The 26001-nt window shown below is 52.9% G+C and carries 24 protein-coding genes; 13 read left to right on the plus strand and 11 right to left on the minus strand.

Translation table 11 applies throughout. The features are described 5' to 3' along the window. Nucleotides 1-4: 4 nt before the first annotated feature. The 3 genes from P2W70_RS31525 (at nucleotide 5) to P2W70_RS31535 (ending at nucleotide 4747) form a co-directional block, all read left to right on the plus strand. Nucleotides 5-3604: a CheR family methyltransferase gene (locus P2W70_RS31525; RefSeq protein ID WP_276485592.1), complete on the plus strand. Its 3600-nt coding sequence runs from the start codon at nucleotides 5-7 to the stop codon at nucleotides 3602-3604. A 3-nt stretch (nucleotides 3605-3607) separates the two neighbouring features. Next, nucleotides 3608-3970, plus strand: a complete 363-nt coding sequence (locus P2W70_RS31530) for a response regulator transcription factor (RefSeq protein ID WP_276485593.1) — start codon at nucleotides 3608-3610, stop codon at nucleotides 3968-3970. A gap of 525 nt (nucleotides 3971-4495) precedes the next feature. Further along, on the plus strand, nucleotides 4496-4747 hold the full coding sequence (locus P2W70_RS31535) for a hypothetical protein (RefSeq protein ID WP_276485594.1): 252 nt from the start codon (nucleotides 4496-4498) through the stop codon (nucleotides 4745-4747). Between the two features lie 68 nt (nucleotides 4748-4815). On the opposite strand, the gene P2W70_RS31540 is transcribed toward P2W70_RS31535, so the two are convergent. From P2W70_RS31540 to P2W70_RS31560, 5 genes are all read right to left on the minus strand, one after another. Then, nucleotides 4816-5490 carry a YciE/YciF ferroxidase family protein gene (locus tag P2W70_RS31540; RefSeq protein ID WP_276485595.1) on the minus strand — a complete coding sequence of 225 codons (675 nt, stop codon included), beginning with the start codon at nucleotides 5488-5490 and terminating at the stop codon, nucleotides 4816-4818. Nucleotides 5491-5570: 80 nt separating this feature from the next. Beyond that, the gene (locus tag P2W70_RS31545; RefSeq protein ID WP_276485596.1) at nucleotides 5571-6935 is read right to left on the minus strand and encodes a hypothetical protein; all 1365 of its coding nucleotides are present in this window, start codon (nucleotides 6933-6935) and stop codon (nucleotides 5571-5573) included. A 256-nt stretch (nucleotides 6936-7191) separates the two neighbouring features. Next, nucleotides 7192-7587, minus strand: a complete 396-nt coding sequence (locus P2W70_RS31550) for a response regulator (protein ID WP_276485597.1) — start codon at nucleotides 7585-7587, stop codon at nucleotides 7192-7194. 273 nt (nucleotides 7588-7860) lie between these two features. Further along, on the minus strand, nucleotides 7861-9009 hold the full coding sequence (locus P2W70_RS31555; protein ID WP_276485598.1) for a sensor histidine kinase: 1149 nt from the start codon (nucleotides 9007-9009) through the stop codon (nucleotides 7861-7863). 95 nt (nucleotides 9010-9104) lie between these two features. Further along, entirely contained in the window at nucleotides 9105-9461 is a 357-nt protein-coding gene (locus tag P2W70_RS31560) for a hypothetical protein (protein ID WP_276485599.1), read from the minus strand. A gap of 237 nt (nucleotides 9462-9698) precedes the next feature. Between P2W70_RS31560 and P2W70_RS31565 the strand changes: the two genes are divergently transcribed. After that, on the plus strand, nucleotides 9699-9911 hold the full coding sequence (locus P2W70_RS31565; RefSeq protein ID WP_276485600.1) for a hypothetical protein: 213 nt from the start codon (nucleotides 9699-9701) through the stop codon (nucleotides 9909-9911). A 92-nt stretch (nucleotides 9912-10003) separates the two neighbouring features. On the opposite strand, the gene P2W70_RS31570 is transcribed toward P2W70_RS31565, so the two are convergent. Both P2W70_RS31570 and P2W70_RS31575 read right to left on the minus strand, forming a co-directional pair. Beyond that, nucleotides 10004-10639, minus strand: a complete 636-nt coding sequence (locus P2W70_RS31570) for a hypothetical protein (protein WP_276485601.1) — start codon at nucleotides 10637-10639, stop codon at nucleotides 10004-10006. A gap of 12 nt (nucleotides 10640-10651) precedes the next feature. Beyond that, nucleotides 10652-11638 carry an SDR family oxidoreductase gene (locus tag P2W70_RS31575; RefSeq protein ID WP_276485602.1) on the minus strand — a complete coding sequence of 329 codons (987 nt, stop codon included), beginning with the start codon at nucleotides 11636-11638 and terminating at the stop codon, nucleotides 10652-10654. Nucleotides 11639-11702: 64 nt separating this feature from the next. Here P2W70_RS31575 and P2W70_RS31580 point away from each other — a divergent pair, with 64 nt between their 5' ends. The 3 genes from P2W70_RS31580 to P2W70_RS31590 all read left to right on the plus strand — a co-directional run bounded on the left by P2W70_RS31580 (nucleotide 11703) and on the right by P2W70_RS31590 (nucleotide 13826). Beyond that, nucleotides 11703-11984 carry a SemiSWEET family sugar transporter gene (locus tag P2W70_RS31580; RefSeq protein WP_276485603.1) on the plus strand — a complete coding sequence of 94 codons (282 nt, stop codon included), beginning with the start codon at nucleotides 11703-11705 and terminating at the stop codon, nucleotides 11982-11984. Nucleotides 11985-12087: 103 nt separating this feature from the next. After that, a complete protein-coding gene (locus P2W70_RS31585; protein ID WP_276485604.1) occupies nucleotides 12088-12279 on the plus strand; it encodes a hypothetical protein in 192 nt (63 codons plus the stop codon). Nucleotides 12280-12323: 44 nt separating this feature from the next. Next, nucleotides 12324-13826: an ADP-ribosylglycohydrolase family protein gene (locus P2W70_RS31590; protein ID WP_276485605.1), complete on the plus strand. Its 1503-nt coding sequence runs from the start codon at nucleotides 12324-12326 to the stop codon at nucleotides 13824-13826. A gap of 4 nt (nucleotides 13827-13830) precedes the next feature. Here the strand turns inward: P2W70_RS31590 and P2W70_RS31595 are convergent, their stop codons facing one another. After that, on the minus strand, nucleotides 13831-15468 hold the full coding sequence (locus P2W70_RS31595) for a trypsin-like peptidase domain-containing protein (protein WP_276485606.1): 1638 nt from the start codon (nucleotides 15466-15468) through the stop codon (nucleotides 13831-13833). A 298-nt stretch (nucleotides 15469-15766) separates the two neighbouring features. On the opposite strand from P2W70_RS31595, the gene P2W70_RS31600 reads away from it, so the two are divergent. The 4 genes from P2W70_RS31600 (at nucleotide 15767) to P2W70_RS31615 (ending at nucleotide 20570) form a co-directional block, all read left to right on the plus strand. Continuing rightward, complete coding sequence (locus tag P2W70_RS31600) at nucleotides 15767-17797, plus strand: hypothetical protein (RefSeq protein ID WP_276485607.1); 2031 nt, start codon at nucleotides 15767-15769, stop codon at nucleotides 17795-17797. An 11-nt stretch (nucleotides 17798-17808) separates the two neighbouring features. After that, nucleotides 17809-19227, plus strand: a complete 1419-nt coding sequence (locus P2W70_RS31605) for a hypothetical protein (protein ID WP_276485608.1) — start codon at nucleotides 17809-17811, stop codon at nucleotides 19225-19227. Nucleotides 19228-19236: 9 nt separating this feature from the next. Next, nucleotides 19237-19875, plus strand: coding sequence for a TVP38/TMEM64 family protein (locus tag P2W70_RS31610; protein ID WP_276485609.1), 639 nt, complete (start codon nucleotides 19237-19239; stop codon nucleotides 19873-19875). Between the two features lie 98 nt (nucleotides 19876-19973). Continuing rightward, nucleotides 19974-20570 carry a leucine-rich repeat domain-containing protein gene (locus tag P2W70_RS31615; RefSeq protein ID WP_276485610.1) on the plus strand — a complete coding sequence of 199 codons (597 nt, stop codon included), beginning with the start codon at nucleotides 19974-19976 and terminating at the stop codon, nucleotides 20568-20570. A 3-nt stretch (nucleotides 20571-20573) separates the two neighbouring features. Here P2W70_RS31615 and P2W70_RS31620 read toward each other — a convergent pair whose 3' ends face one another. Continuing rightward, nucleotides 20574-21269 (minus strand): response regulator transcription factor, encoded by a 696-nt coding sequence (locus P2W70_RS31620; protein WP_276485611.1) that lies wholly within the window; start codon nucleotides 21267-21269, stop codon nucleotides 20574-20576. Beyond that, on the minus strand, nucleotides 21269-22636 hold the full coding sequence (locus P2W70_RS31625; protein WP_276485612.1) for a sensor histidine kinase: 1368 nt from the start codon (nucleotides 22634-22636) through the stop codon (nucleotides 21269-21271). The genes P2W70_RS31620 and P2W70_RS31625 overlap by 1 nt, the downstream gene beginning before the upstream one ends. Before the next feature lie 256 nt (nucleotides 22637-22892). On the opposite strand from P2W70_RS31625, the gene P2W70_RS31630 reads away from it, so the two are divergent. Both P2W70_RS31630 and P2W70_RS31635 read left to right on the plus strand, forming a co-directional pair. After that, nucleotides 22893-23552, plus strand: a complete 660-nt coding sequence (locus P2W70_RS31630) for a 2TM domain-containing protein (protein WP_276485613.1) — start codon at nucleotides 22893-22895, stop codon at nucleotides 23550-23552. A gap of 52 nt (nucleotides 23553-23604) precedes the next feature. After that, a complete protein-coding gene (locus P2W70_RS31635; RefSeq protein ID WP_276485614.1) occupies nucleotides 23605-24333 on the plus strand; it encodes a peroxiredoxin family protein in 729 nt (242 codons plus the stop codon). A 66-nt stretch (nucleotides 24334-24399) separates the two neighbouring features. Here the strand turns inward: P2W70_RS31635 and P2W70_RS31640 are convergent, their stop codons facing one another. Further along, nucleotides 24400-25989 carry a flavin monoamine oxidase family protein gene (locus tag P2W70_RS31640; protein ID WP_276485615.1) on the minus strand — a complete coding sequence of 530 codons (1590 nt, stop codon included), beginning with the start codon at nucleotides 25987-25989 and terminating at the stop codon, nucleotides 24400-24402. Between the last annotated feature and the right edge of the window lie 12 nt (nucleotides 25990-26001).

Here is a 26001-nt window from a genome sequence, read left to right on the forward strand (position 1 = left end):
CTTTATGTCCGAACATCAAGCCTCCTCTTCCTTCCTGGTCGTTGGCATCGGCGCTTCTGCCGGCGGCGTACAGGCACTGCAACAGTTTTTTAAGCAGGTGCCGGCCAATAGCGGTATGGCGTACGTGGTGATCCTGCATTTATCGCCCGATCATGACAGCCAGCTGGCCTCGGTGCTGCAGGTGGTGACAAGCATTCCCGTGGTACAGGTACAGGAAAAGGTAAAAGTGCAGCCCAATAATGTATATGTGATTTCCCCCAATATACACCTCACCATGGAAGACGGCCACCTGGCCGTGTCTACCAACATGGAGGTGGAAGACCGGCGGGCACCCGTAGATATCTTCTTCCGGACACTGGCCGATTCACATGGGCCCGAGGCCGTCTGCGTGATCTTATCCGGCACCGGCGCCAACGGATCGATGGGTCTCAAGCGTATCAAAGAAAAAGGTGGTGCCGCCTATGTGCAAAATCCGCGCGAAGCGGAGTTCAACGAAATGCCCCGCAATGCCATCGCCACCGAATTGGTCGATGAGGTATTGCCGGTAGCCGAGATACCTCACAAGATCATCGCCTACCAGCGCAGCCTGGGCACGGTACACATCCCCGTAGAGCCCGAAAACCGGCCCGAAGACCAGCAGCATGCCCTGCGCGAGATCTTCAGCCAGCTGCGCATGCGCACCGGCCATGATTTCAGCAACTACAAGCGGCCTACGCTGCTGCGCCGCATCGAGCGACGCATCAACATGCGTAACCTGCCCAACCTGCTGGCCTACGCCACGTATATTCAGCAAAACCCCGACGAGATCGTTTCCCTGCTCAAAGACCTACTCATTTCCGTGACCAATTTCTTCCGCGATAAAAAACCTTTTGACACCATTGCCGCCGAAGTGATCCCGACCATCCTCCAGGATAAAAAAGCCGAAGACCAGGTACGCATCTGGGTAGCAGGTTGCGCCACCGGCGAAGAAGCTTACTCACTGGCCATGTTGCTGGCCGAGCAAACACTCAGTTCCATCGACGGGCCCAAAGTGCAGATCTTCGCGACCGACATCGACGAAACGGCCATCGGCATTGCGCGCGAAGGCTATTATACCATCAACGACGCCGCCGACGTAACGCCCGATCGTCTCCGCCGTTTTTTCAACAAGGAAGGCGACGGCTACCGCATCCGCCGCGAGATCCGCGAAATGGTATTGTTTGCCAACCACAACTTCATCAAAGACCCGCCCTTCAGTCACCTCGATATGGTGGCCTGCCGCAATGTGCTCATCTACCTCAACCGCACGGCGCAGGAAAGGGTCATGGAAACCTTTCACTTTGCCCTGAAATCGGGTGGTTATTTGTTTCTCGGCTCCTCCGAATCAGCCGATGGATCCAACGACCTGTACACCACCTATAACCGCGAAGACCATATCTTCCAAAGCCGCAAGCGGCTCATCCGCACCTTTCCGGTACCGGAATCGGTACCTACTTTCCGGATAGAACCACCGCGCCTCACTACTACCCGTGAGCGTGACGCGCAGTCGCTGGACCGTATTACCAGTAGCGAACTGCACCAGCGGCTGCTGGAAGCTTACGCACCCCCTTCGCTGGTCGTCAATGAAGAATACGATATCGTTCACATATCCGAAAAGGCTGGCCGCTACCTGCAGATCGCCGGTGGTGAATTATCGCAAAACCTGCTCAAGCTGGTAAGGCCCGAACTGCGGCTGGAACTGCGCGGCGCCCTGTACCAGGCCACTCAACGGCAAACGGGCATCGAACTGCTGGCGATGAAAGTGGTGATCGAAGACCGAACCGAAACGGTCAACATCCATATTCGCCCGGTGCTGGAAGAAGGCAATGCTGCCAAGGGATACATCCTCGTGGTGTTTGAGCCGACCGCCGTCAGCGAAGATTCCATGCAGGAACTGGTGTTGCGGGCCGATGAACCCGTGGCGCGGCACCTGGAAGAAGAATTGATCCGCTTGAAAACCCAGTTGCGCGCCTCCATCGAGCAACACGAGTTTCACGCGGAAGAACTGAAAGCCAGCAATGAAGAATTGCAGGCCATGAACGAAGAGCTGCGCAGTGCCGCGGAAGAACTGGAGACGAGCAAGGAAGAACTGCAAAGCATCAATGAAGAGTTGCGCACCGTGAACCAGGAGCTGAAGGTAAAGATCGAGGAAACCAGCCTCAGCAGCAACAACCTGCAAAACCTCATCAATTCCGCCAGCATCGGTACCATCTTTCTCGACCGCAGCTTTCGCGTGGCGCTGTTTACCCCGGCTATCCGCGATATCTTCAACCTGATACCCGCCGATTTTGGCCGTCCGCTGTCCGACATCACCCACCGGCTGGAATACCACAACCTGTTGCAGGATGCAGAAACCGTACTGGAAAAATTACATACCGTAGAGCGGGAAGTGAGTACCACCGAAGGCCGCTCTTTTATGATGCGTGTACTGCCCTACCGAACGGCCGAAGACCATATTAACGGCGTGGTGATCACCTTCTTCGACATCACCTCGCGCAAACAGGCGGAACAGTCGCTGCAGATGTCGGAAGAAAGGCACCGCGTGGCCCTTTCTTCTGCCGGCATGGGTGCGTGGGATTGGAACCTGCTGACGGATAGTATCGTGTGGAATGACCAGCATTTTACCCTGCTTGGATTGAAACCTGACGGGCAATCGAAAACATTGAGTTACCTGCTGCATTTTGTCCATCCCGACGACCGGGCCATCGTGAGCGGGGCCTTCAGGCACGCCGCGGCACAAACCGGCATCTACCGCGCAGAGTTTCGTGTTATACGGGCCGATAATGGCGTTACACAGTGGATGAGCGGTTATGGCCGGGTGATAGAACAGCAGGACGGCAGGGCACGCCGCATGATCGGCGTAACGGTCGACATCTCCGAACACAAAGAACTGGAGCGGCAGAAAGACGAATTCCTCGGCATTGCCAGCCACGAATTGAAGACACCCGTCACCGGCATTAAAGCTTATACAGAATTGTTGCTCGCCATTTTCGAAGAAGGCGGCAACCCGGAAAATGCTGCCCTGATGCAGAAGCTGGACGGTCAGGTAGACCGGCTCACCAGCCTGATACGTGCCCTGCTGGATGCCACCAGCATTTCGGAAGGTCAATTGATGGTACACGCCGAAAGCTTTGACCTCAACGACATGATCACGGCCAGCCTGGATAATTTGCGACGACTTTCTACCAAGCACCACATCGATTTTGAGCCAGGCCCGATCAGACCGATCACGGCCGATCGCGATCGCATCGAACAGGTACTGAGCAATCTTGTATCCAACGCCATCAAGTACTCGCCCGATGGCGGGTCTGTATCCGTCCGCTCCGAAGACACCGGTACCGGAATTCGCATCACCGTACAGGACAATGGGATCGGCATACCGGAAGAAATGCAACACAAGGTGTTTGATCGCTTTTTCCGCATCAGTTATGCCCACTCCAATACCTATCCGGGCATGGGCCTGGGATTATACATCAGTGCCGGCATTGTACGCAGACATGGTGGCAGTATCGGATTAAAGAGCAAACCGGGTGAAGGATCACAATTTTATTTTACCCTCCCGTACGTAGCCCATCCAAATAAGTAATTATTGAAACGTATCATCATCGTAGACGACGATCCGGCTATCCTGGAAGCCTTTCACCTGATCCTTGGCAGGGCTGGCTATTCCGTTTCCTCCTATGTGAACGGGCAGGTACTGCTGACCCTGCCCTTGCCGCCCGTAGACCTGATACTGCTCGACAAGCAACTGTCTGGCGCCGATGGGCTCGACATTTGCCAACGGCTCAAACAACAGCCGGAGACCAAACATATCCCCATCGTGATGTTATCTGCCAGCCCCCATGTAAGGCCGCTGGCGATGAATGCCTGTGCCGACGATTTCCTGGAGAAGCCGTTCAGGATGAAGGACCTGCTGGAGATGGTAAAAAAGCATATAGGCATGGCCGGGTGAGCAAAAAAAAGACCGCGGTAACAACCGCGGTCAGGTGCTGAACATAGAAATACTCCGCTTAAAGGATGATTGAAATCCTACAGCATAGATCGCTGCACGAGGCCTTATCACGGACCCTATTGATACAACACCAATGAGTAGCTCAACGCAGGTGAAGTAACGCTTCACAGGAATGAAGCTGAAACATTTTATCACCTCCGTTCAGTGGGGTTAACAACTCAGCTGGTTTTTCTGATAAATGGCTTGTATGCGCAGACAGCGCTGCGCGGCTCGTTGAGGTACTCAATAAAGGCCGTCGTCCCATCTTGGACACCATTGAAACACCAATGAAGGGCTGAATCAGCAGTACCCTAACCAAAAGCATTAATAAACCAGTGTGAATCAGACCGAACAACGGTCCAAATTGAGTGTAAGATGTATAGACAAACGGTGAAGAATATTCCGTTGGTATCCTAAAACTATCTCATTTAAACGAGACCACCTAAATTACTTACCCCTTCATCCTGTAATCACGGGAAAACAACAATGAAAAGCGGCGCCTTTGCCTGGCCAGCCCTCCGCCTCGATAAAACCGTCGTGCGCCAACATGATCTTACGGCAGATGGCCAGTCCTGCACCGGAACTGGCGTATTTTTGGGGCATTTTATCCACCATGAGGAATATCCTTTCCGCATCTTCCGGCTCAAGAAGCCGTTCACGATGAATAACCTGCTTGCCATGGTAGGAAGGCATGTTGGCATGGCCAGCGAAGTACCCCCCAAAAAAAGACCGCGGTAACAACCGCGGTCAGGTGCCGAAAATAGAAATACTACGAAAAAAGTCTGGTTGCATTCAATGCAATCCGGTCACAGCGTAACACTTCCGGCGCCTATGGCCTGTTTGTCCCAGGAGTAGCCGCCTTCATGCTCAGCTTCGATATTGATATAAGACTCAGCGATATGCGTCAGCTGCTGGTCTGTATCTTCTTCTTCCTGTAAGGTTTTGTCGAGAATATCGGCCGCCCGCCGCATATCCATGGTTACAGCCAACTGCACCAATCCACCGTAGGTAGCAATTTCATAATGCTCTACTTTTTGTGCAGCAATGATCAGTGCGGCATCGCGGGTGAAACTTCCCTCCTCCGTTTCGCTGATGATGTTGCGCGCCTCCTTCAGCAAGCCGTCCATAGCGGCACAGGGCTTCGCCTCGGGTTCTTGTTTGATAAGGCGGAATACCTGTTCCAACCGTTTTACATGCCGCTCTGTTTGCTGGCGATGCGTTTCAAAAGCATCCTGCAATTCTTCGGTGGATACCGCGCTTTTCATTTCCTCCAACCCATTCAGCAAGGCCTTTTCTGCATAATATATATCCTTCAACTGATCGGTGAAGAACTTCTGCAGGTAGGAAGGAGACGTGCTGGATATCGCTTCTTTATCTGCTTGCTGGCCGGTGATCTGGCTATCGGATGAGGTACCCGAAGATCCGCTCGCTTTACCGGAAGCAGCCGCTCTATTGTTTTTTGAACTGGTGCCTGATTTCATAGTTGCATCTTATTTCATAGTGATCGATAACAGCAAGATCAGGGAATACCCTGATCCTGCTGCTGTATTTATCACGGGGGTTACCGGGAACTCTTTTTACCCGTGCCGCTGCTTTTGCTGCGGGCGCTGCTGGTATTGCTGCTGCCGCTGCGTTTACTGCTGCTGGTATTGCCCGCGCTGCCCGACGATTTGCCGCGGCCACTGCTGGCGTTGCTGCCACCTGACCGGCTATTGCTTTTGCCAGACTGGTTGTTGCTGCTGCCGGAACGACTGCTGGTGCTTCGTCCGCTGGTGCTGCTACCCGATCGGGAACTGCTGCCCGATGACCGGTTGCCGCTTTCGTTATCATCGTCCATGCCGTCGTTTTCATGGTAGTAGCGGCGGGAGTTATCGCTCTGGCTGTATTGGTCATTCATGCTGCCACGGCTGCCTTCATTGCCATAGCCAAACTCACCTTGCCGGTTGCGGTTGTGCTGTCCCATTCCCCGCTGGTTTTCGTACCCGGCATGGTTGCCGTTGCCCATTTGATCGTCGTAGCCGCCAAAGCCGCCTTGCGACCCGCCAAAGCCACCAGTGCCCCACTCATCGCCCCCAGTGCCGAGGCCACCGCCCTGGTTGCGTTGTGACCACTGGTTGCTTCCGCCCTGGTTACTGCCCTGTCCACGATAACCCTGGTTGCCATAGTTCTGGCCTCCCTGGTTGTCGTAGCCTCCCTGGTTGCCATAGTCGCCCTGGTTCCATTGGTTGCGATTGTTACCCTGGTTGCGTTGCAGCCATTGGTCATGGCCACCCTGCTGGCCGTATTGGTGTGAACCACCCTGGCCGCCGCCCTGGTTACCATAGCCCTGGTTGCCGTAACCACCCTGTTGGCCATATCCTTCATCACCCTGGTTCCACTGATTACGGTTGCCACCCTGGCTGCGTTGCGACCACTGGTTGCTGCTGCCCTGGTTCCCATAATCCTGCTGACCACCTCCGTAGTTGCCATAACCTTGATTACCATAACCGTGATTGCCGTAGCCCTGGTTACCATAACCTTGCTGCCGGCCGCCTTGCATGCCACGTCCTTTGCTGTATTGGTTGCTGTCGTCCTGGTTACGACCACCGCCGAAACCGCGCCGGCTACGACGCTGGCGCTCCATGCCACCGCTTTGCTGCTGGTCATACCCGCCTCGCTCCTGCTGATAACGCCCCTGCATGTTTCCGTGGTTATCGTCATCATCTTCGTTCCGGTCATAATCGTCGTCATAATCTTCATTATCATCATCTTCGTCGCCATAGCGGCCCTGCAATTCATTGTCATCGTCCTCATCATGGTCGTCTTCGTCGTATTGCTCGGCATACTGACGGCCATATTCTCCTGCTTGTTGTCCACTGTTCCGTTGGCCATATTGTGGCTGGCGTGAACTGTTTTGTCCACTGGAACGTCTGTCTCTTGTTGCCATAATCGATGAATTGATTTGTTAAGAATGAAAGTTTCATATGGTAATAATCCTGGCAGCCATTCCTGTAATTGATTACCCTCAACAGGTCATTCAGGCCACAGGTGTGCTGCCGATACAATTGTTATATTATGTAAAAACCACTGCGTACCGCAGGTTTGGTGGGATGGGGCTCCAAGGCCTTTACAGGCTTGTTATAGCAAGCTGTCGCTATGCTGTAAGCGGCATAAATTTCATGCCTGCCAGGTAGGTAAGATGATTACAGGTGCGGTTGTAATGTTTTATCACCGCCATTCAACTTTGATAAGAACTCAGCCAATTGCTGGATAGAACCTGGCTTTTGCAAACAGGAAGCGCCCTGCTTCATTGCCAGTTCTCTGGTAGTATCACTGAGGAAGTTTGAATACAGGATCACCTGCGTTTTATCGAGGTGGTGCATATCGCGGATGATGCGGAGACAATCCATTCCATTCGACACGGGCATGTTGTAATCGATGAGGATAACGTCGGGTAATATTTCTCGCAGTAATTGACGTGCGCGCGACAGGGAATTGGCCCACACACAATAATGGGGCAATTGGGCCAATTGTATGGCTTGATCGAGCATGAAATATTCGTCCTGGTCGTCGTCAATCAATAAGATCAGTTGCTGCATCCTTACTGGCTTTTCTGATAAAATGGCTTGTATGCGCAGACAGCGTTGCGCAGCGCGTTGAGGTACTCAATAAAGGCCGTCGTCCAATCCTGGACACCATTGAAGGGCTGAATCAGCAGTACCCTAACCAAAAGCATTAATAAACCAATGTAAATCAGACCGAACAACAGTCCAAATTAAGTGTAAGATCTATAGACAAACGGTAGAAGAAATATTCCGTTAGTATCCTAAAACTATTGCATTTTTACGACACCACCAAAATAGGCTATCTCTTCATCCGGTAATCAGTGGAAAATAACAATGAAAAGCCGCGCCTTTACCTGGCCAACCCTCCGCCTCGATAAAACCATCGTGCGCCAACATGATCTTACGGCAGATGGCCAGTCCCGCACCGGAGCTGGCGTATTTTTGGGGCATTTTATCCACCATGAGGAATATCCTTTCCGCATCTTCCGGCTCAAAGCCGGTACCATTGTCGGTCACACTTATTTTGAAGAAGGCGCGTTGCCCCTCCTCATAAGGGTCGTTATCGGGCATCGTCACTGACTGGCTGGAGATCGCTATGCGCAAAGGTGCCTGGTGCGGCCGGAAGCGGATAGCATTGTTCATCAGGTATAGAAACAGGTAGTGCAGAATATCCTTATACCCATTGACGACGGGTAGCACTGCTGCAGCAACTGTTGCGTCACTGGACAACAATTTTTCTGTCAATTGCGCCGACACCTGTTGCAACACCTCATTCAGGTCAACTGGCGTGCCTTCGTCCATCGGTGCATGTATGCCCGACAGCGCTACAATATCATCCAGTAACAGGTTCATGCGATTGAGTGAAGACTGCATGCGCCGCAGATTGGCCTTTCCGCCATCGGATAAAGACTTTGCCTCTGCCCGGATCAGCAATTCGAGCGAGGAATAGACATTGCGCAATGGCTCCTTGATATTGTGGGAAGTGATGTACGTGATCTGCGCCTGTTCTTCGTTGGCCCTTTCGAGCTGCTCGTATTTTTTCTTCAAGGCAATATTCAGCTTGTGCAATTGTTGTTCGGCCTTGATGCGGTGCGCCACATCGTGCATGATGTTCATGATACCCAACAATTTGCCTTCTTCACTTTTTAAAGGGATAAAATGATTTTCGTAGTGCTGGCGGTTGAAGCGCTCCCGGTGTGCCGGTACAAAACTTTTAATGCCGGAGAAGGCCAGCTCCATGGCCTGTAAAAGCTCCTTATCCTGCCGGCATTGCGGAAACACTTCCAACAGGTTTCTGCCCAGGATTTCCGCACCCCGGATACCCGATACCATTTCTGCTGTGCGGTTCCAGGCGATGATATTCCACTGTAGATCAATGGCCATGATCCGATCGATGCTGCAATCATTCAGCATTTCGGCAAGAGCGGGGGATACCAGGTATTGGGGGGAAGACATACCGTAAATTTAAGTCAATGCTGCAAATTGCTTACCAGCGTTTACCAATTGCTCCCGATGCCATCATCAACCGGTCAGGCAGTCATTGTGCCATGTTATGATTTCCCTTTCAGCGGCTTGGTCGGATTGATCGAATGGACATAATATTCATTGGTACCTGCGCGCCAAAAAGGTTTCGGGGGCGCTTCAACTGCCCGGCTGGCCAGCCAGGCTTTTAACGCCTCATAAAGGGAAGCGCGCAACACCTGTACCCGGTCGGGGCATTTCCCTGTCAAGGGGTCTAGTATGCCATTATACTCGGTAAATATATGGTGCCCGTACAACCAATTGTCGAGCCGGTTATTCATGATGCGTACATGGTATTCGCGGCCTGCCAGCCCTTCATGTACCCGTACGATGCCGCAATAGGTTTTGTCCCGGTAGATGAATTCTACGGAAAATATAACGCGCATAAATAAATTGTTTTGAGTGAAATATGCGTTCGCCACAACGACCAATATTTAAAAAAAGAAATCGCTGAAGAATTGTAAAAACAGGTCGATCGTTAGATCGCCGGTACCTTATATGACAAAAAAACAATGCCAGCCATTGCATTAAATATGTATTAAATAAATGAGATGACCAGTCTGGACATTGGCATACTTTTTTAATCCCTATCCATAAAGATTGTAAACCATAAAACTTTTGTTATGCCAGGTAACAACAGATCGATCGGCGGCCAGGAGCAGGCCGGTCCCAATATAGGTAACGACATCAGCCGCAACATCACCCGCGAAACACAAAGCGATGATACAACAGCGCCTGTTGTCAAGAATAAAGACAAGCAGCAACAAGAGCAAGCACAAAAAGACCAACAAAGACAACAACAAGGAAGTAACAGAGAAGACGACCAGGCACATTGAGGCCTGGTGCATAGACCAAAGCCTGGCGGTTCTACTGCCGGGCTTTATATTTATATACTGACCGGAAACATTGGCCGTACAAGACAGCAGCTTCAATGTTCAAACCGCAACAATCCGTTGGTCAAGCTTTTCCATTGCAGGGCAGACAAGCCCAGGCGGGCGCCCAGGTAAACGAACCAGTTGCGTAGTCTGGTCAACAGGTTGCCCTGATGTATGTTAGGGTGTTCGTTGCGGCCATACACGGCAGCGATCAATCGCTGCGCTTCACGGTAAACAACAAAGGTAGAAGTAGCCGCACTGTCAAAGAAATGTGGAGCCGCCTGCTGCGGCACGATGGGACTGCGCGCTGCCCGCACCGTGATGTACACGGCCTGTTGATGCATGGCTGTGCGTTTACCAATCTTTTCCACCTGCACCCAATCATCACCTTTTCCGCCTGGATTGCCGGGACCGGGCAGATCGATACAAAAATAATCTCCCTCCTGCGCAGGCCTGTCTGCTTTATGCCCCCGTGCATCGATGAGTTGAAAAGCAGCGGTGGCCTGGCCCGCCCATTGCTGCCAATGATTGACATCCAACAGCCGGCTGGCAGCTTTTTCAAAACAGGCAATACCTTCGGCTTCATTCCGGGCCGTATAATCGCTGCGGGTAGTTGTGGTGCTGCCGTGCACCTGGGGCGGTACCAGTTCCTGCAGCCACGCCGCGTAAATAGCAGATTCAGGTTTCATACAATGGTGGTTCTACAGGTGGTGCTGGTTTTTTCTGGCGGCGATGAGTAAACCGGCGGCCACACCGGCAATACCCGCGGCCACTACTACGGCCGCACGTTGCCTGCTGGCCTTGCTCATCTGCCAGCCACCGTCGACGCTGGTGCCGAAATCGACCGGTTGGGTGACATTACCGGAGGTGGTGGCCAGTGCAGGTGCGTTGTTCAGGTAACGACGCATCACAAATACCGTGGCAGCCCGGCTGATGGCCGGGAAAACATTCCAGGCCAGGCGCAGCAAGGCCGCACCAGCGCCAATCGTTTTTTTCGGCACGGGTGATTGGATGATGCGTACCACAGCACGAGCCACTTTTTCGGCGCTGTACACCGGTGGTGCAGGCTTCAGCGCTTTGCCGGTGTAGTTGGCGGCGTGTTGCATGCCGGGGGTATCGAGAAAGCCAGGATAGAGATCGCACACATGAATGTTGCGCCAACCCTGCAGCTCGCCTTTGAGGGCCTCCGAAAACCCGCGCAGACCAAATTTGCTGGCCGTATAGGCTGTAGCATAAGGCGTCGGAAACCAGCCACCTACAGAAATATTGTTGATCAGTATGCCATGCTGCTGTTGCTTGAAATAGGGAATAACGATATGGGCAGCGTGCATATAACCCAGGAGGTTGGTTTTGATCACCGCTTCACTCACTTCGGCAGGTACCTCTTCGAGCGGACCGGCGGCGAGCACGCCGGCATTGTTGATCCACACGTCGATGGCCCCTCCAAACTGATGCGCTTTTTCTGCCAGCAGGCGAATCGCCTCCACTTGCTGCATATCGGTAGGCACGGTCAACACGTTACTGCCTGCTTCGATACAGGCCTGGGCTGTTTCTTCGAGTGCTGCTTCCCGGCGTGCTGCCAATACCAGCGTAGCACCCTGTGCTGCCAACGCCAGTGCCATCGCCTTCCCTACCCCGCTCGAAGCGCCGGTGATGACAATGGTCTTTTCTTGAAAGGATGATTGCATACCAGTGGGCATGCAAATCGGATGCCCTGTGTAGGCAGTGGCGAGGCGCCGGGTATAAGTTTTGATGATTGATATACAAATGGATATTACCCAGCTAATAGGCATTGGAGCAAGTATAGGTACGGGCATCTCCCTCCTGCCGCAACTGATCAAAATTATACGGGAGAAAAAAGCCGAGCAACTTTCGATGGGTATGATGGCCGTTTTGTTAACCGGACTGATCTTATGGATAATCTATGGAGTCAGTAAAGATGACTGGATCATCATACTATCCAATGCTGTGTCCTTATTGCTGAATGTGGCGATCATCCTGCTGTCCATCAAATATAAAAAAGAAAGCCATTAACCGTTTGCCTGCTTAACAGACCTGTGGGGGGATGATTACCGGCAGGAGATTATGTCCGGCCGGGAAACGTCTGCTGTAGTGAACGTCGCTACTGATCGATGTATTGGATCGCAAATGCCAGCCAATCACCGATGGTTCACTCGACGACGGGAATACGAAAGACCCCGCCATCACCGAAAAATGGTTTTCCGAACTGGAAGGCTTGATTGAAGCCAATGATGGCTACTTCTACCCCGCTATGACGCCGTATCGTGAATGGGCAGACCTTGATTTCCGCAACCTGTCTCCTCTTTAGCACGGGAAATCTTCCTATCTTCCTACTCCAACCAATACCGCCACATGAAATACATCCTGCTTGCCGCCGCCTGCTGTACCCTGACCATGACCGCCACTGCGCAAAAGCGTATTACGCTATCAAAAGAAACCCTCAAAGACAAGATCATGGGTGGCTGGGCCGGACAAACCATCGGCGTCACCTACGGTGGCCCGTATGAATTCCAGTTCAACGGCACCTTCATCCAGGACTACCAGCCCCTGCCCTGGGACGGCAGCGTATTAAAGACCAATATGCTCCACAATGCCGGCCTGTACGATGACCTGTACATGGACCTCACCTTCGTCGATGTATTTGAAAAATACGGCCTCAACGCCCCGGTGGATTCCTTTGCCAATGCATTCGCCAACGCTGGGTATTTCCTGTGGCATGCCAACCAAGCCGCCCGCTACAATATCCTGCATGGCATCAAAGCCCCACAATCGGGCCAATGGCAACACAATCCCCATGCAGAAGACATCGACTACCAGATCGAAGCCGACTACGCCGGCCTCATGAGCCCCGGCATGCCCAATACCGCCTCCGCCATCTCCGACAAGATCGGGCATATCATGAACTACGGCGATGGCTGGTACGGCGGCGTCTATATCGGCGCCCTGTATTCGCTGGCCTTCCTGCATAATGACATTCACTTCATCGTAACGGAAGCCTTGAAAGTAATTCCTGCGTCCAGCACCTATTACCAGTGCATCAACGATGTCATCAACTGGCACAAGCAATACCCCAACGACTGGCACCGTACCTGGTATGAGATCCAACGCAAATGGTCGAACGATATCGCCTGCCACGACGGTATTTTCTCGGCATTCAACATCGACGCCAAGATCAACTCCGCCTATGTCGTACTGGGATTGCTGTATGGTCAAGGAGATTTTGGCCGGTCGCTGGAGATCGCCACCCGGGCCGGACAGGATGCCGATTGCAACCCCTCGTCGGTGGGCGGTATACTGGGCACCATCTTGGGATACAAAAAGATTCCCACCCATTGGAAACAGGGCCTCGTGGATATAGAAGACATTCCCTTCAAGTACACCGACATCTCGCTCAACAAAGCGTATGTGATCGGTCTCGGTCACGCCTTGAAGAATATACAGGCCAACGGTGGCAACATCAACGGTGACCAGGTGGAGATCCTGGTACAATCACCCAAAGCCGTTGCGCTGGAACAGGGATTCCCGAATAACCAACCCATCAGCCGCACGGGCTTTTACAAAACCCTCGGCGAAGCGTCTTTCGAATTCGAAGGCACGGGCTTTTCGCTGGCAGGCGCAGCACATAAAAAGCAAAAGGATAGTCTGGAGTATGTATTTGAGGTGGCGGTCTTTATAGACGGGCAGCCAACGGAGACCGTTCAACTGTCTACTGATTTTATCAAGCGCCGGCTCGAGATCTGCTGGAAATACCAACTGCCCAAAGGAAAACATGCTGTAAAACTAAAAGTCCTCAATCCACACGAATCGTATGAACTAAAGACCTCCAGCTATATTGTATTTTCGGAGAAACGCTGAGCACTTACTCTTTCCTGAGTAAGGGCGCCATCCATCCATTGATCACGGCCATGGGCATCACCAATGCCGCCGTGCGACTAAACCGGCTGATCACGATACCACAACACTTGCCTGCCGCATCGTATACGGGTGCGCCACATTCCGCGGCTTGTACCCGGGCATCGATGGTCCACACCGAGGCAAATCCATCCCGGCGCACACTCGCGCCGCCTTTAAACAGTTCTGCCGGATGGGTTGGGGTGCGCGCGGGCCAGGCTCCCATCACGATCGTTTGCTGAAAAAGACTATCGCCCCTTTTCACGTCCAGCACCAGCGTATCATTGGGAAAGTATTGCGCTAATAGCGCACCATAGTCGGCCGGCTGATGGATGGGCTGTCCGCCAAAACGCAGTATCTTATCCTGCAGTTGTATGCGGGCCTGTACCAAGGGGCTATTGGGATGTATATTGGCCAGGGTAGCCGCACCGTCCATCCACCGGGCACCGGCGCCGAAAAAGCCGCTGCTGTATTTCACCGGCAGCGCAATGGGGGCACAGCCCACCACTCCCCGCTTCTGCCGGCCACCCGGCAGCGCCGCATACACGAAACTACCGGGCGCCGGGCCAACGCCTGCATAGCTGGTATCTGTCTTCGACAAGGCACCTGTTAACTTTTTATCGACCCACAACAATACCAGGTCATGCTCCCGGCTATGGCTCACCACCTTCGCCAACAGGCGTTCCTGGTTGGTGACCACCACCGGCGCTGCTCCCACCTCACTGCTTTTACTCAGGATATAAGTGCCGCGTCCATCAAGGCTGATCGCCGTGCCAGCTATCGATTGTAGCTTACCCGCTACCTCACTCTGCAGCGACACTACGGCGGCGTTGGCAAGCTTTACCTGCGCGGGCACTGGTGCGTACTTAACAGCTGCGGCCGTTGGCACCTTCACTTTGTCCGCTGCCGGGAAATCAGTATACGTTTCCGCTTTGGTCAAGGCTGTCCAGTATTGCCGGTACAGATCGACGGGTGTATGAAAATTGCGGTCTTCCGATGTATCGCAACGACTATTGAGGGCAATCACGCGGCCTTGCAGATCGAATAGGGGTCCGCCCGAATCACCCGGCTCCATCACAGCCGTAGTGGCCAGGAACTCCGATTCCATCCTCGGGTTGGCGACCACGCCAAACCGTACCGTCGGGAAAGGCTGCGCGAGTGTTTCGGGATAAGCGATCATCAAACACGGATCACCGGATCGCATAGCTGCCGTATGGCCCATGGGCGCAAAGGGCCACGGGCCCGGCGCGAGGAGCTTCATCATCGCCACATCGGGGAGGTTGGATACATTGTCGCGCGCGATACGGCCCAGCCCGACGGCCAACGCTTCGCGCCCGTCGGGGAAATGCACCTTGTAGGTCTGTTGCGGGCGCGTGGTATGTGCCACCGTCAACAGATAACCATCAGCGGTCACCACCACCGCACTGAAAGGCGCACTGTTCTGTTGCTGCTGTACGGTATCGAAACCATAACAACGCACCGAAGCAGGGCGCGCGCGTTCGATAGCCGTTCGCAAAGCAGCGGGCACGGGAATTGGTTGTTGACGACCATACACGGTAATCGCACTCAACAACAGGATTGATACAAAGAGTCGGTTCAATAACATATAATTCGGTACGGGATTTAGTTCAGCGCGCGAATGTATCTCTTTTTCGCGGCTTCGATCATTACGTGCGTCCCAGTGCAGCAAGCGGCTGCATCACCGGCTGTATTTGCGTTTGAACGGAAACGAGCATATCCGTAGTTATACTGATTTCTTAGATCACTGGCGGATAAAATACCGTCTTTATACTGTTTTTACAATGCGCGGCATATCCTTTCTTTACACCAGCAACCTACCTTATAGCCCCTCTCCCTCACCCGTATATCATTATCGCTCGCAAACACTATTAAATCTTTCTGCTATGGGAGTTTTCCATTATCCACGCATCAACGTGAACGGGTTGTTGCAGGTGAACGTTGGCACCGCCAACAACGACGATTATTCCAATGACACCTTTTTACCAGACTCGCCTTACGCACCTGGTCAACCCGTGCGACTGGCCGATTCGGTCAACGTACAACCCATGCGCTATGGGATGTCGGACGAAGAGTGGATGAAATGGGCTGTTACGCCGCTGGACGTAGCCCCGCCCCCTTCATCGCCCCTGCTACTCAACAAGAGCGAAGGCGCTACCAGCAAAACCCAACTCATTCCCGGCGAATGGAACTTTTACGGCGATATGGGCCTTACCATGATGGGCGTGAAGGTCACCGGCATCACCGATCCCGGCAGCATCATTCCTGCCTCGCTGAAATCATCCTTATTGCAAGGCATACTCAGCTTCAACAATCGCCCCGGCGATACCGGCAGAAGTACGGGTATGATCATCGATGTAAACCCGGAGGATTCCAACTGCTCGCAAATGTTTGCCGACTTTCTCTCTATGGAGGCCAATGGAGCCTTTCTTTTTTCGGGTAAACCCACCAAGGGCATGACACGCTGGATCAACTTTCAGCGCAACACCAACCTCTCTGGCCCCAATGGAGCGGCCGCTACGTTTCAAATGTGTGTACCACTGGCCGACCTGCAAGGACAGCCCATCTTACAAGGTATGCCAACCACTTCGCCCGAAGGTACGCCCCTCAAAGGCATCTTATTCCGCTATACGCTGTACCGCCCCTTGCAAAAGATCAACGTATTCAAATACGATCCGCAGCAATGGATACAACAAATGACGGCGCTGTATGCCAACCAGGGCCTCAATCCCGACTATATCCAACTGCAGGGCACCATCGCACCCTGGTTTGCCGGAGAGCCGGAATCATGCCCTGTAGGCCGTTTCCTGGTGCCTCCACCCGGCAAGCCACCGCTGCCGGTACCACCCAACTCCAAAAGCAATGGGCCGCTGTTCAATCTTTGTCCGGCGATGGCTGCTATCGATGCCAATAGCAATACCCTGTCGGTCGACTTTTCGGCCAGCTTCCCCGACCAATATGGCGGTGGCCCTGCTTATGATCCGCTACAGCTCAACAACAATCCCCGGTGGGATTTTGGCCCCGTATACCTCAAGTTATCTTACAATGGCGTATCGGTGATCTCGCAATTGATCGACTACCAAAACCTGGCCGCCAACGACGCTGCGGGCTGGGTATTCGATTTTCCCATCGACCTCACCAGCGACGTGATCCAGGAATACCTGCAGCAAGGATCGTTCACCGTCGAAAGCACGCAATACGGTGTGTTGCTGCAGGAGAGCCCTTATTTTATCGTATCCGACCAATCGGGCGTGTATGCCGAGCAGGATACCACCCAGTCGCCCAATAATTTGTTTCGTAATGATGGGGGGGGCCTGGTCAATACCTCCTTCCTCGTGTACAAAAGAGGTACGCTGTTGACGGCAGCAGACCCTGAAAGGCTCACCTTATCGTACTACGACACCACGCCCAACCAGCAACCGGGTACCCTGCAACCGCTGGCCAGCAACTACCAGTCGGGCCAACCCATCAGCATTGCCGTGAGTACGGCTGGCAACCGTTGCATCACCGCTGTACTTTCTACCGACCCACCACCGCCGACGCAATACAGTGGCCTCAATGCCACTATTGCCCCGCTCATCAACCTGCGGATATTGCCGTATACCGATTACACCCAATACTACCTGCCACGCACCAACCCCACCGATCCGTATGTGGGTAATGACCTGCTCACCTTCGACGTGATCTACAACGAAGTGTTTCGCAATTATTACCTGCTGTACCCGGCCATGAGCCAGCGTATACCGTTGAATGATCCGGAGCAATGGAACGATGCAGAAATGGCGGGCCGCCTCCTGCAGCGGATCAGTCTGCCTTATTGGGGTAAAGCCGAAGCCATGCCGAGAACGCGGGACCTCTCCCAAAGCCGGCGGGAACTGCTGACTGCCTGGTGTTTAAAATTCTTCCAAAATCCTTAATCAACTGTTTTATGTCAACCATCCATAAATATGTCCTTTGCCTGATCGCTGTGCTCATGACCGGTGTCGCCAGCGCACAGGCTCCTTATGTCGTTACCGTAAAACCCTGGGATAGCAGCTTCGCCATCGGCGTGCAGTCTTTTGCCTGGGCCAGCTATGAAGGCAAATTGCTCATCGTAGGTGGACGCACCAACGGCTTTCACCGCACGTCGGACAAAGAGCGCACCTTCCCCTCCCAATACGACAACCAACAGTTCCGGGTAATCGATCTGAAAAATAAGCAAGCCTACAGTGCCGACATCCCCGGCGACTTTCTGTTGCCTTTGCGCACCACCAATATGGCCTACTACCAGGATGGCAATACACTGTACTTTGCCGGCGGTTATGGCTCTACCTGCAACAGTGATTCGGCTTCCTGCTACCAAACCTTCCCCAACCTGACAGCCATCCAGGTAGCCGGACTCGTCAATGCGATCGTGGCCGGACAAACCACCAACTTAGAACAATACCTGACCATGATCACCGATGAGCGGATGCGTGTGACCGGCGGTGGCCTGGAGAAGATCGGCGATTATTTCTACCTCGTATTCGGACAGAATTTCAACAGCATCTATAAGGGTGGGATCAGCGGCATCTATACCGAAGAGATCCGGCAGTTCAGGATCAACAACAGCAACGGCCAGTTATCGATCAGCGATTACAGTGCCACGACTACGCCCTTGCAATACCAGGGCATGTCGCAGTTTCACCGGCGCGACCTCAACATCTTCCCCACCATACTACCCAATGGCACGGAGGGTATTGGTGCGCTGGGCGGCGTATTTACCCAACAGGCAGGCCCCTACCCCAATCCGCTGACCATTGCTGCCGGCAATGGGTCGGCAACCGCGGCTATCGACACCGGGTTTCAGCAAAAGTTTTGCCTGTACGATTGTGCCCGCATGCTGGTATATGATCCCCGTGGCAAGAATATGTACGCCACGCTGTTTGGCGGCATTACGGATTACTACTACGATAAGTCCGGCAAGCCAGTACCATCGAACATGTCCAACTTCATGCCCTTCTTCAATCACCTGAGTACGGTGGGCCTTAGCAGCGCTGGCACCTATACAGAATATCCGCAATACCAGCCGGCCCTGCCGGGATATATAGGCTCCAATGCGTCTTTTATACCGCTCACGGGCGTAGCTACCTATGGCCGTAATCCCAACATCATCGATTACTCCACCTTACCACCCGGCAAGGCAGTACAGGTCGGCTGGATCTATGGGGGCATTACGGCTACAGCGCCACAGTCGAGCGAGTTCAACCCCACTTTTTCCAACAAGGTGATCTATGCCGTCTACGTCACGAGAAACAGTGCCGCGGGCAAAAAGGCAACACCCAAACCCATCAAACGAATGACCCGAAAACCTTCTTCAAAAGCATAAGCCACGACTATGCGCAAGATGGGCATCACGTTATTGGTCATTACCACGATTATCATTGGTATATTCCTGGGCTTTCCGGAACTGGAGGCGCGTTGTATGGCCTGGCTCGATCGATACCGGGCGCAGCCGGAGGGTTTTGTGCTGGTGAGTTTCTGCCTGCTGAGTGTGGATGTGTACCTGCCGGTGCCGTCGAGTATCGTCATGTTTGCGAATGGCGCCGTATTGGGCATCGCAGGTGGCACCTTACTTTCGTTGGCGGCGGCGCTCACCGGCAGTATGGCGGGTTTCTACACCGGTCGTTTGTCACGCCGGTTGGCGCAACGCTTTGTACCGGCAAACCGGCAGCGGGAAGCCGACGAGCTGTTTGAACGGTATGGGCCGATCAGTATCATCATTACGCGTGGTATACCGGTGTTGTCGGAGGCGATGGCCATTCTCGGCGGCACCCGGCAGATGACGGCCCTGCGTTTTTTACAACTCAACCTCCTGGGCTATTTACCGGTATGCCTGCTGTACAGCCTCTTTGGTCATTACGCACACAGTTCCGCCGCATTTTTGTGGGCTTTCGCCAGCTCCATTGTCATCGCTTTTTTGTACTGGGTGGGTGGACGAGTCTTTGTCAAAAAAAGCGTACCCCGCAAAACATAGGTGGTCGTCACGGCTTCGTGTCTGCGCGCGCGGGGCGGTATAGGTATTCTCAACCATTCCCCTTACATTTGGCGTAAGAGTATTAAAATTTTATGCCCGTGCGCCCCCAAACAACCCTTCCGTACGCCCTTTCTTTTGTGATGGCTGTAGTATTGATCGCAGCCGCTTGTAGTCCTGCTACTAAAGTTAATAACGACCCCGCCTACGGCTCTACTACGGCCTATATTATTTCCACGAAGCAATTGCAGAGCGATAAGATACCCGACAGTGTGTTTCGGCTGATCAACCTGCGCAGGCTGACGGTGAATGGAGGTGGCTGTAATGCGGCCACGAAGCCAAATGCCAATTGCTGGATGCTGCGCGAGATCCCGGCAGAAATAGCCAGCCTGCAACAATTGCTCACGCTGGAGCTAAAGGCGAACGACCTGCAGGCAGTGCCGCAGGAACTATCTTACCTGCTCAAACTAAAGACACTCGACCTGTCAGACAATCCCAGGCTGACCCAGATCAACCCTATTACCAAGCTGGTCAACCTCGAATACCTCTACTTGTATGGTTGTGACTTACAGGTATTGCCTGCGGATCTTAGCGGCCTGGTCAACCTGAAACAATTGGGATTGGCGGGTAACCGCATTGGTATTACAGAACAGGAGCGGATCAAAGCCGCCTTGCCGGGGTGTAAGGTCACGTTTTAGGCACTACCGCTTGTGCTCCACCAGTGAATATCCTTGTCCGCGGGTATTGATGATCTCGATGGTGGTATCTTCTTTCAACAGCTTGCGAAGCCGCGTAACGTACACATCCATACTTCTGGCGGTAAAGGGATTGTCTTCGCCCCACAGCCTGATCAGGGCCAGCTTTCTATCCAGCAACTGGTTTTTATGCTGCAGCAATAGCAGCAGCAAGTCAGCCTCGCGCTGCGACAGCGTGGATACGTTGGCGCCATCTGCCAATTCAAGGTACTGGTGCCGGAAGAGAAAGCGACCAAGGGTCATTTGTTGGGGTGTGGCATCTGCAGACTGACTCACTTTACGCCGTACCAACGCCTTCAACCGGAGGATCAGTTCTTCCATACTGAAAGGTTTCTTCATATAATCATCCGCCCCCAGTTCAAATCCTTTTAATACGTCTTCGTTTTGCGTACGGGCTGTCAGCATGATCAGCGGAATGTGCTCATCCACGACGCGTATCTCTTCCACCAACGCAAAGCCATCTTTGCGGGGCATCATCACATCGATCACACATACATCTGGCCGGAAGGTTTTGTACAGCTGCCATCCTTCCACGCCGTTTTTGGCGATCTCCACCACAAAACCTCTTTTCTCCAGCGATTCCTTGAGGATGGAGGCCAGTATTTGCTCATCCTCGACCAATAGTACCCGTATATTTTCCATTATGCAGTAAATGTTAGTGTGAAAACCGTGCCTTTGCCCACCTCGCTGGTTACGGCGATGGTTCCTTTCAGGTCGGTAACCAATCGCTTTACGTAGGCCAGCCCGATACCATACCCTTTACTATCGTGCAGATCGCCGGTGGGCACTCGGTAAAACTTATCAAAAATATAGGGCAACGACGCACGGGGAATGCCCATGCCCTGATCACGCACCTGCAACTGCCAGCCAGCCCCCACGCGCCTGACATCGATGGCGACTACGGCCGCCTCCGGCGAGTACTTGATAGCATTGTCGACCAGGTTGGACACAATCACCCCAAACATAAACCGGTCGGTAAGCACTTCAAAAGGGGCTTCCGATGCCGTGATGGTGATGGTCGCCCCATTGACGGGGGCATACCGCAATTGCGTCTGTTGTAATACCGGCAACAGGTCGATGGATTCCCATACGGGCAAGCGCCGCCCCTGCTCTATGCGGCTGAAGTCGAGGATACGTTCGATGTTCTTGTCGAGGTCGTCGATCACCAGGGTGTTGATGCCCAGGTAGCGCATCAACGATGCCTCGTCGTGTGCCGCGCCAAAACCCGCGAGCGCCTCGTTGGAGGAACGGAGTATCGTTAAAGGGGTACGTAGTTCGTGTATGACATTGTTGACAAAATCATTCTTCATCACATCCAGCTGCACCTGCCTTTTGATGATGCGACTCATATAGAACAGGCTGCCAGCCGACAAGAGGATGAGTAAGGTAGACACCAGTGCCGGCGCCACATTCATGCGGAATAAAAAAGCCATTTTATTAGTGAGCTGGGCCCTCACCACCGCGGGTTTCTGTTGGTAACTGATGACTGCGGCGATCTCTCCGGGTAACACCTGCTGTTGTTGGGGATCGATGCTCAGCGTAAACGCCTCTGCAATGCCATTGCGCAATAACTCCTGCCGGAAAAAACGGTGCAGCGTATCGAGATTGAAGGGTTTATTCGCCCGTTGTGAGAAGAGCCTGGCCACCAGCGACCTGACACCCGGCAATTGATCTTCATTGATATCGACGGTAACCAGCTTGATCGTAAAGGAAGGTTTCTGCGCACTGTCGCCGGCGCCCGGCGTGGAAGCCACCATTTGCTTCATCAAAAAAGTGAGGGCGGGTTTGTCGCCCGACAACGAAGCGGGTAACGTATCCTGGCCAACCAGGCTGCTGTCGATGCTCTGCCGGAGCGACAGGGTCGCGGTTTGTATAAAGTTGGCCCTGGCCGTGCGGTAATTGTAATACACCCAGTAAAGCTGGCAAAGGATAATACCAATGGCAGTTAGGGCCGCCATCAGGAATATAAAGCGTAACCTGCCTTTCATCCCGGGTAAGAAATTGCTCATAAGCCTGGTGTTTAGGTATCCTATCAAATATACAAAACTCGCTCTCCCCGCGGTGCAAAGCATGCCTCGCCCGCATTATATAGTGTTAACTGCTGTTAACACTACGATCATTTGCTGACAATCAGCCTGCTATAGCGAGTGTTAACAGCAGTTAGTACACGACCCGCCACGCTTAACACTATCCGGAAATTGCCGGTATAGCTTTGTGTAACAAAACCGATCTACCGAAAATTAATCACCAAAAAATCAACCAATCATGAAACAAGCACTCCGCGTTAACGCAACCACCGCCAAGAACAGCCAACTGGGATTTCGCATTCACCTGATCGCCTTCCTGCTGGGGACACCCGTTATCTGGATCGTATGGGGACTTACCGACACCACCTATCCCTGGCCGCTCTGGTCTACACCTGTGTGGGCAGTAGGGGTTCTATTTCATTACCTGGGCGTATTCAGGTTTAAGAAAGGCGACGCAAAGAAGAGCATGCTGATTGGCTCCCTGCTGCTGCTCCTGACTACCAGCAACAGTTTTGCCCTCCCCACCGAGCCTGCCAGCGAACAGGTGATGAACGCTTTTAAAAAGGACTTCTCCACGGCGCAGGACATCAGTTGGGAGACAAAAGCCGCAGTCTCCAAAGCCACCTTCCAGCTCAACGGCCAGGTACTGTTTGCCTACTATAGCGGTAATGGTACGCTGCTCGCGGTGATCCGCAACCTAACCTCCAACCAGTTGCCCATCCGGTTGCTGAGCGATCTCAAAAACAACTATGCCGGCTATTGGATCAGCGACCTGTTTGAAATGGTAGCCGACTCCACCAGCACTTATTACCTGACCGTGGAGAACAGCGAACAGAAGATCGTATTAAAGTCAACCGATAATGCCAACTGGGAAGTTTTCAGAAAAGAAGCCAAATAATCACCCACGCACACCTACATCAATCATACACTTCAACATACAATCTACCACCATGTTATACCGTCAACTGTTTATCGCCGCCTTCACGATCGTTCTTTTATCAGGCTTATTTTCCCTTCCGGTAGCCGCACAGTCAGGCACCAACGCATCGGACAAACCGCTCACCTACCTGCTGCCGGATGGCAGGATATTCAACCCTTCCAAAATAGACAGCCTGGAACAAGCCTGGGGTACCGGAAGGATTGCTTTTGACCACACTACAGCAGATGACGAAAAGGGGATTATTCATGTGGTCCGCCTGACAGACGAGATGGTCAAAGCCTCCAACGAACGGCGCGAAGCAGAAAGACGGGCCTTGAACAATATGCTGCATCGGCCAGCTCCCGATTTCACCCTCACCGATCTGCAAGGTAAGGCCTGGTCGCTGGCCAGCCTGAAGGGAAAAATAGTCGTGCTCAATTTCTGGTTCACCTCCTGCGGTCCCTGCATCAAAGAGATGCCGGACCTCAACAAGCTGACCAGGCAGTACGACGCCCGTGAAGTAGTGTTCCTGGCCATCACCTTCAACGATGCCGACCAGGTGCGGGCCTTTCAACAAAGAGTGGCTTTCGACTATACCCTGCTGCCCGCTGCACGAGCCACCATCAACGATTACAAGATCACCAATTATCCTACCAGCCTGGTGATCGATCAGCAGGGTGTTGTTAAAAAGATACAACAGGGAGGCGCCAATATCGAAGAAACATTGACCACGGCCATCGATTCGCTGAACAGGAAATAACCAGGTAGGTTCAACAAAAAGCGCCTTCCGGTCTCACGACTGGAAGGCGCTGCTGTTTAGATAAAATCATCCCATCTCCGCCTGTTGCGCTGGTTGTGCCACGGCGATGACCTCGAGTATGGCTTCTGCTGCCATACGGCCGGTTTCAGCGCCCCCTTCCATGAAGCCCTGAAAGGCTTCGCTGCAATGTTCACCGGCAAAATAGATCTGCTCTACTGGTGCCATCATCGCTGCGGTATCGATCCTGAACCACTGCCCTTTTTGTATACACGCATAACTGCCCTGCACAAATGGATATTCAGACCAGTTGAATACGCCGTGGTTATCGTTGTAGGTTTGTTTGATGCCTTTGATCACTTTCTCCAGTCCATCCAATAGGTTGTTCCGTAAGGCATCGGTATCGGCCATTTCTTTACCGGCTTTTCCGCCCAGGAAAACGGTATAGCCGGCATCGCCCGTGTTCTTGTTTTGCAGTTGGCTATTGTCCCACCCATTTTGAATGGTTTCATTGATCACATAGCCCGACTTGCCCTGCTTACGCCAGATCCTATCTTTAAAGCCGAGCAGGAACTTACTATTGGTGCCATAATCGTAATGATCGATCATGTATTGTTTACCATCGGGCATTTTTGCCGCCAACTCAAATTTCACTTTCCGCACCAATGTCAACGGAATGGCGATGATCACATAATGGGCCTGTGCGGTGGTACCATTCTCAAAATGCAGTACGGTTTCCGCGCCTGCTTTGGTCACTTTCTGTAGTTTGTGGGCATACCTGATCTGCGAACCGAAATCCTTAACCAGGGCGTCGATCAATGTTTCGTTGCCGCCTTTTACTTTATACCGTTCGTCGCTGTTGCCGAAGATCTCAAACCCTTCTTCCGTATTCAACCCAACAATGTCGATAAAATTGAGGCAGTTCAAATCGCTGGCCTCCATGCCAAATTCGGCGGTAAACGCCCAATACAGCAAATCTTTGAACCACGGACTGAGTCCGGTATAAGTAGCGAGGTAAGCTTGCAGCGACTGTTTATCGAGTTTTGCACCCTTTACTTCATCCTTGCCATCGGCCCGGTCCTTTTGCAGTTTTGGTATCATCTTTTTGAATTCGGCCACGACTGCTTTCTCCTCACGGTGGGCGCCCCCGAAGAAATAGGTATGGTGCTCGAGATCGTTGTCGGTAATGTCCTTGCCGCAATCAATGATATCGAGTTTGTATTGACCGACGAGGCGGAACATTTCCTTGTGGTTGGTGTCGATAAATTCGGCGCCGAGTTCGGTCGTAATGTTCTTTCCGAGTTTATTGCGGGCGGTAAAGATGCGGCCACCGGCGCGGTTGCTGCCTTCATAAATGGTGATATCGAGGCCCGGCGTTCTCGACAGCACGTTACAGGCATTCAGACCAGCAATACCGGCGCCTACGATGGCCACCTTTACCGGGTCTCCCCCCGGGCGGGTTATCGTGGTACCAGCCTGTAAGAAGTCGGGCAACATCAGGGCCGGGGCGCCGAGGGCGATATTGCGTAGGAAATGTTTTCTGGATAAACCACCTTCCACGGGTTCTCCGGATGCAGGTGGCAATGGATTGGTTTCCCTAAAAGCTTTTTGATAAGACTGTTGCAGTAAACGAACAAGAGGTGTCCTGGCTGTTTTCATGACGAGCAGTTT

The sequence above is a fragment of the Paraflavitalea pollutisoli genome (genome assembly GCF_029360705.1).
Lineage (GTDB): Bacteria > Bacteroidota > Bacteroidia > Chitinophagales > Chitinophagaceae > Paraflavitalea > Paraflavitalea pollutisoli.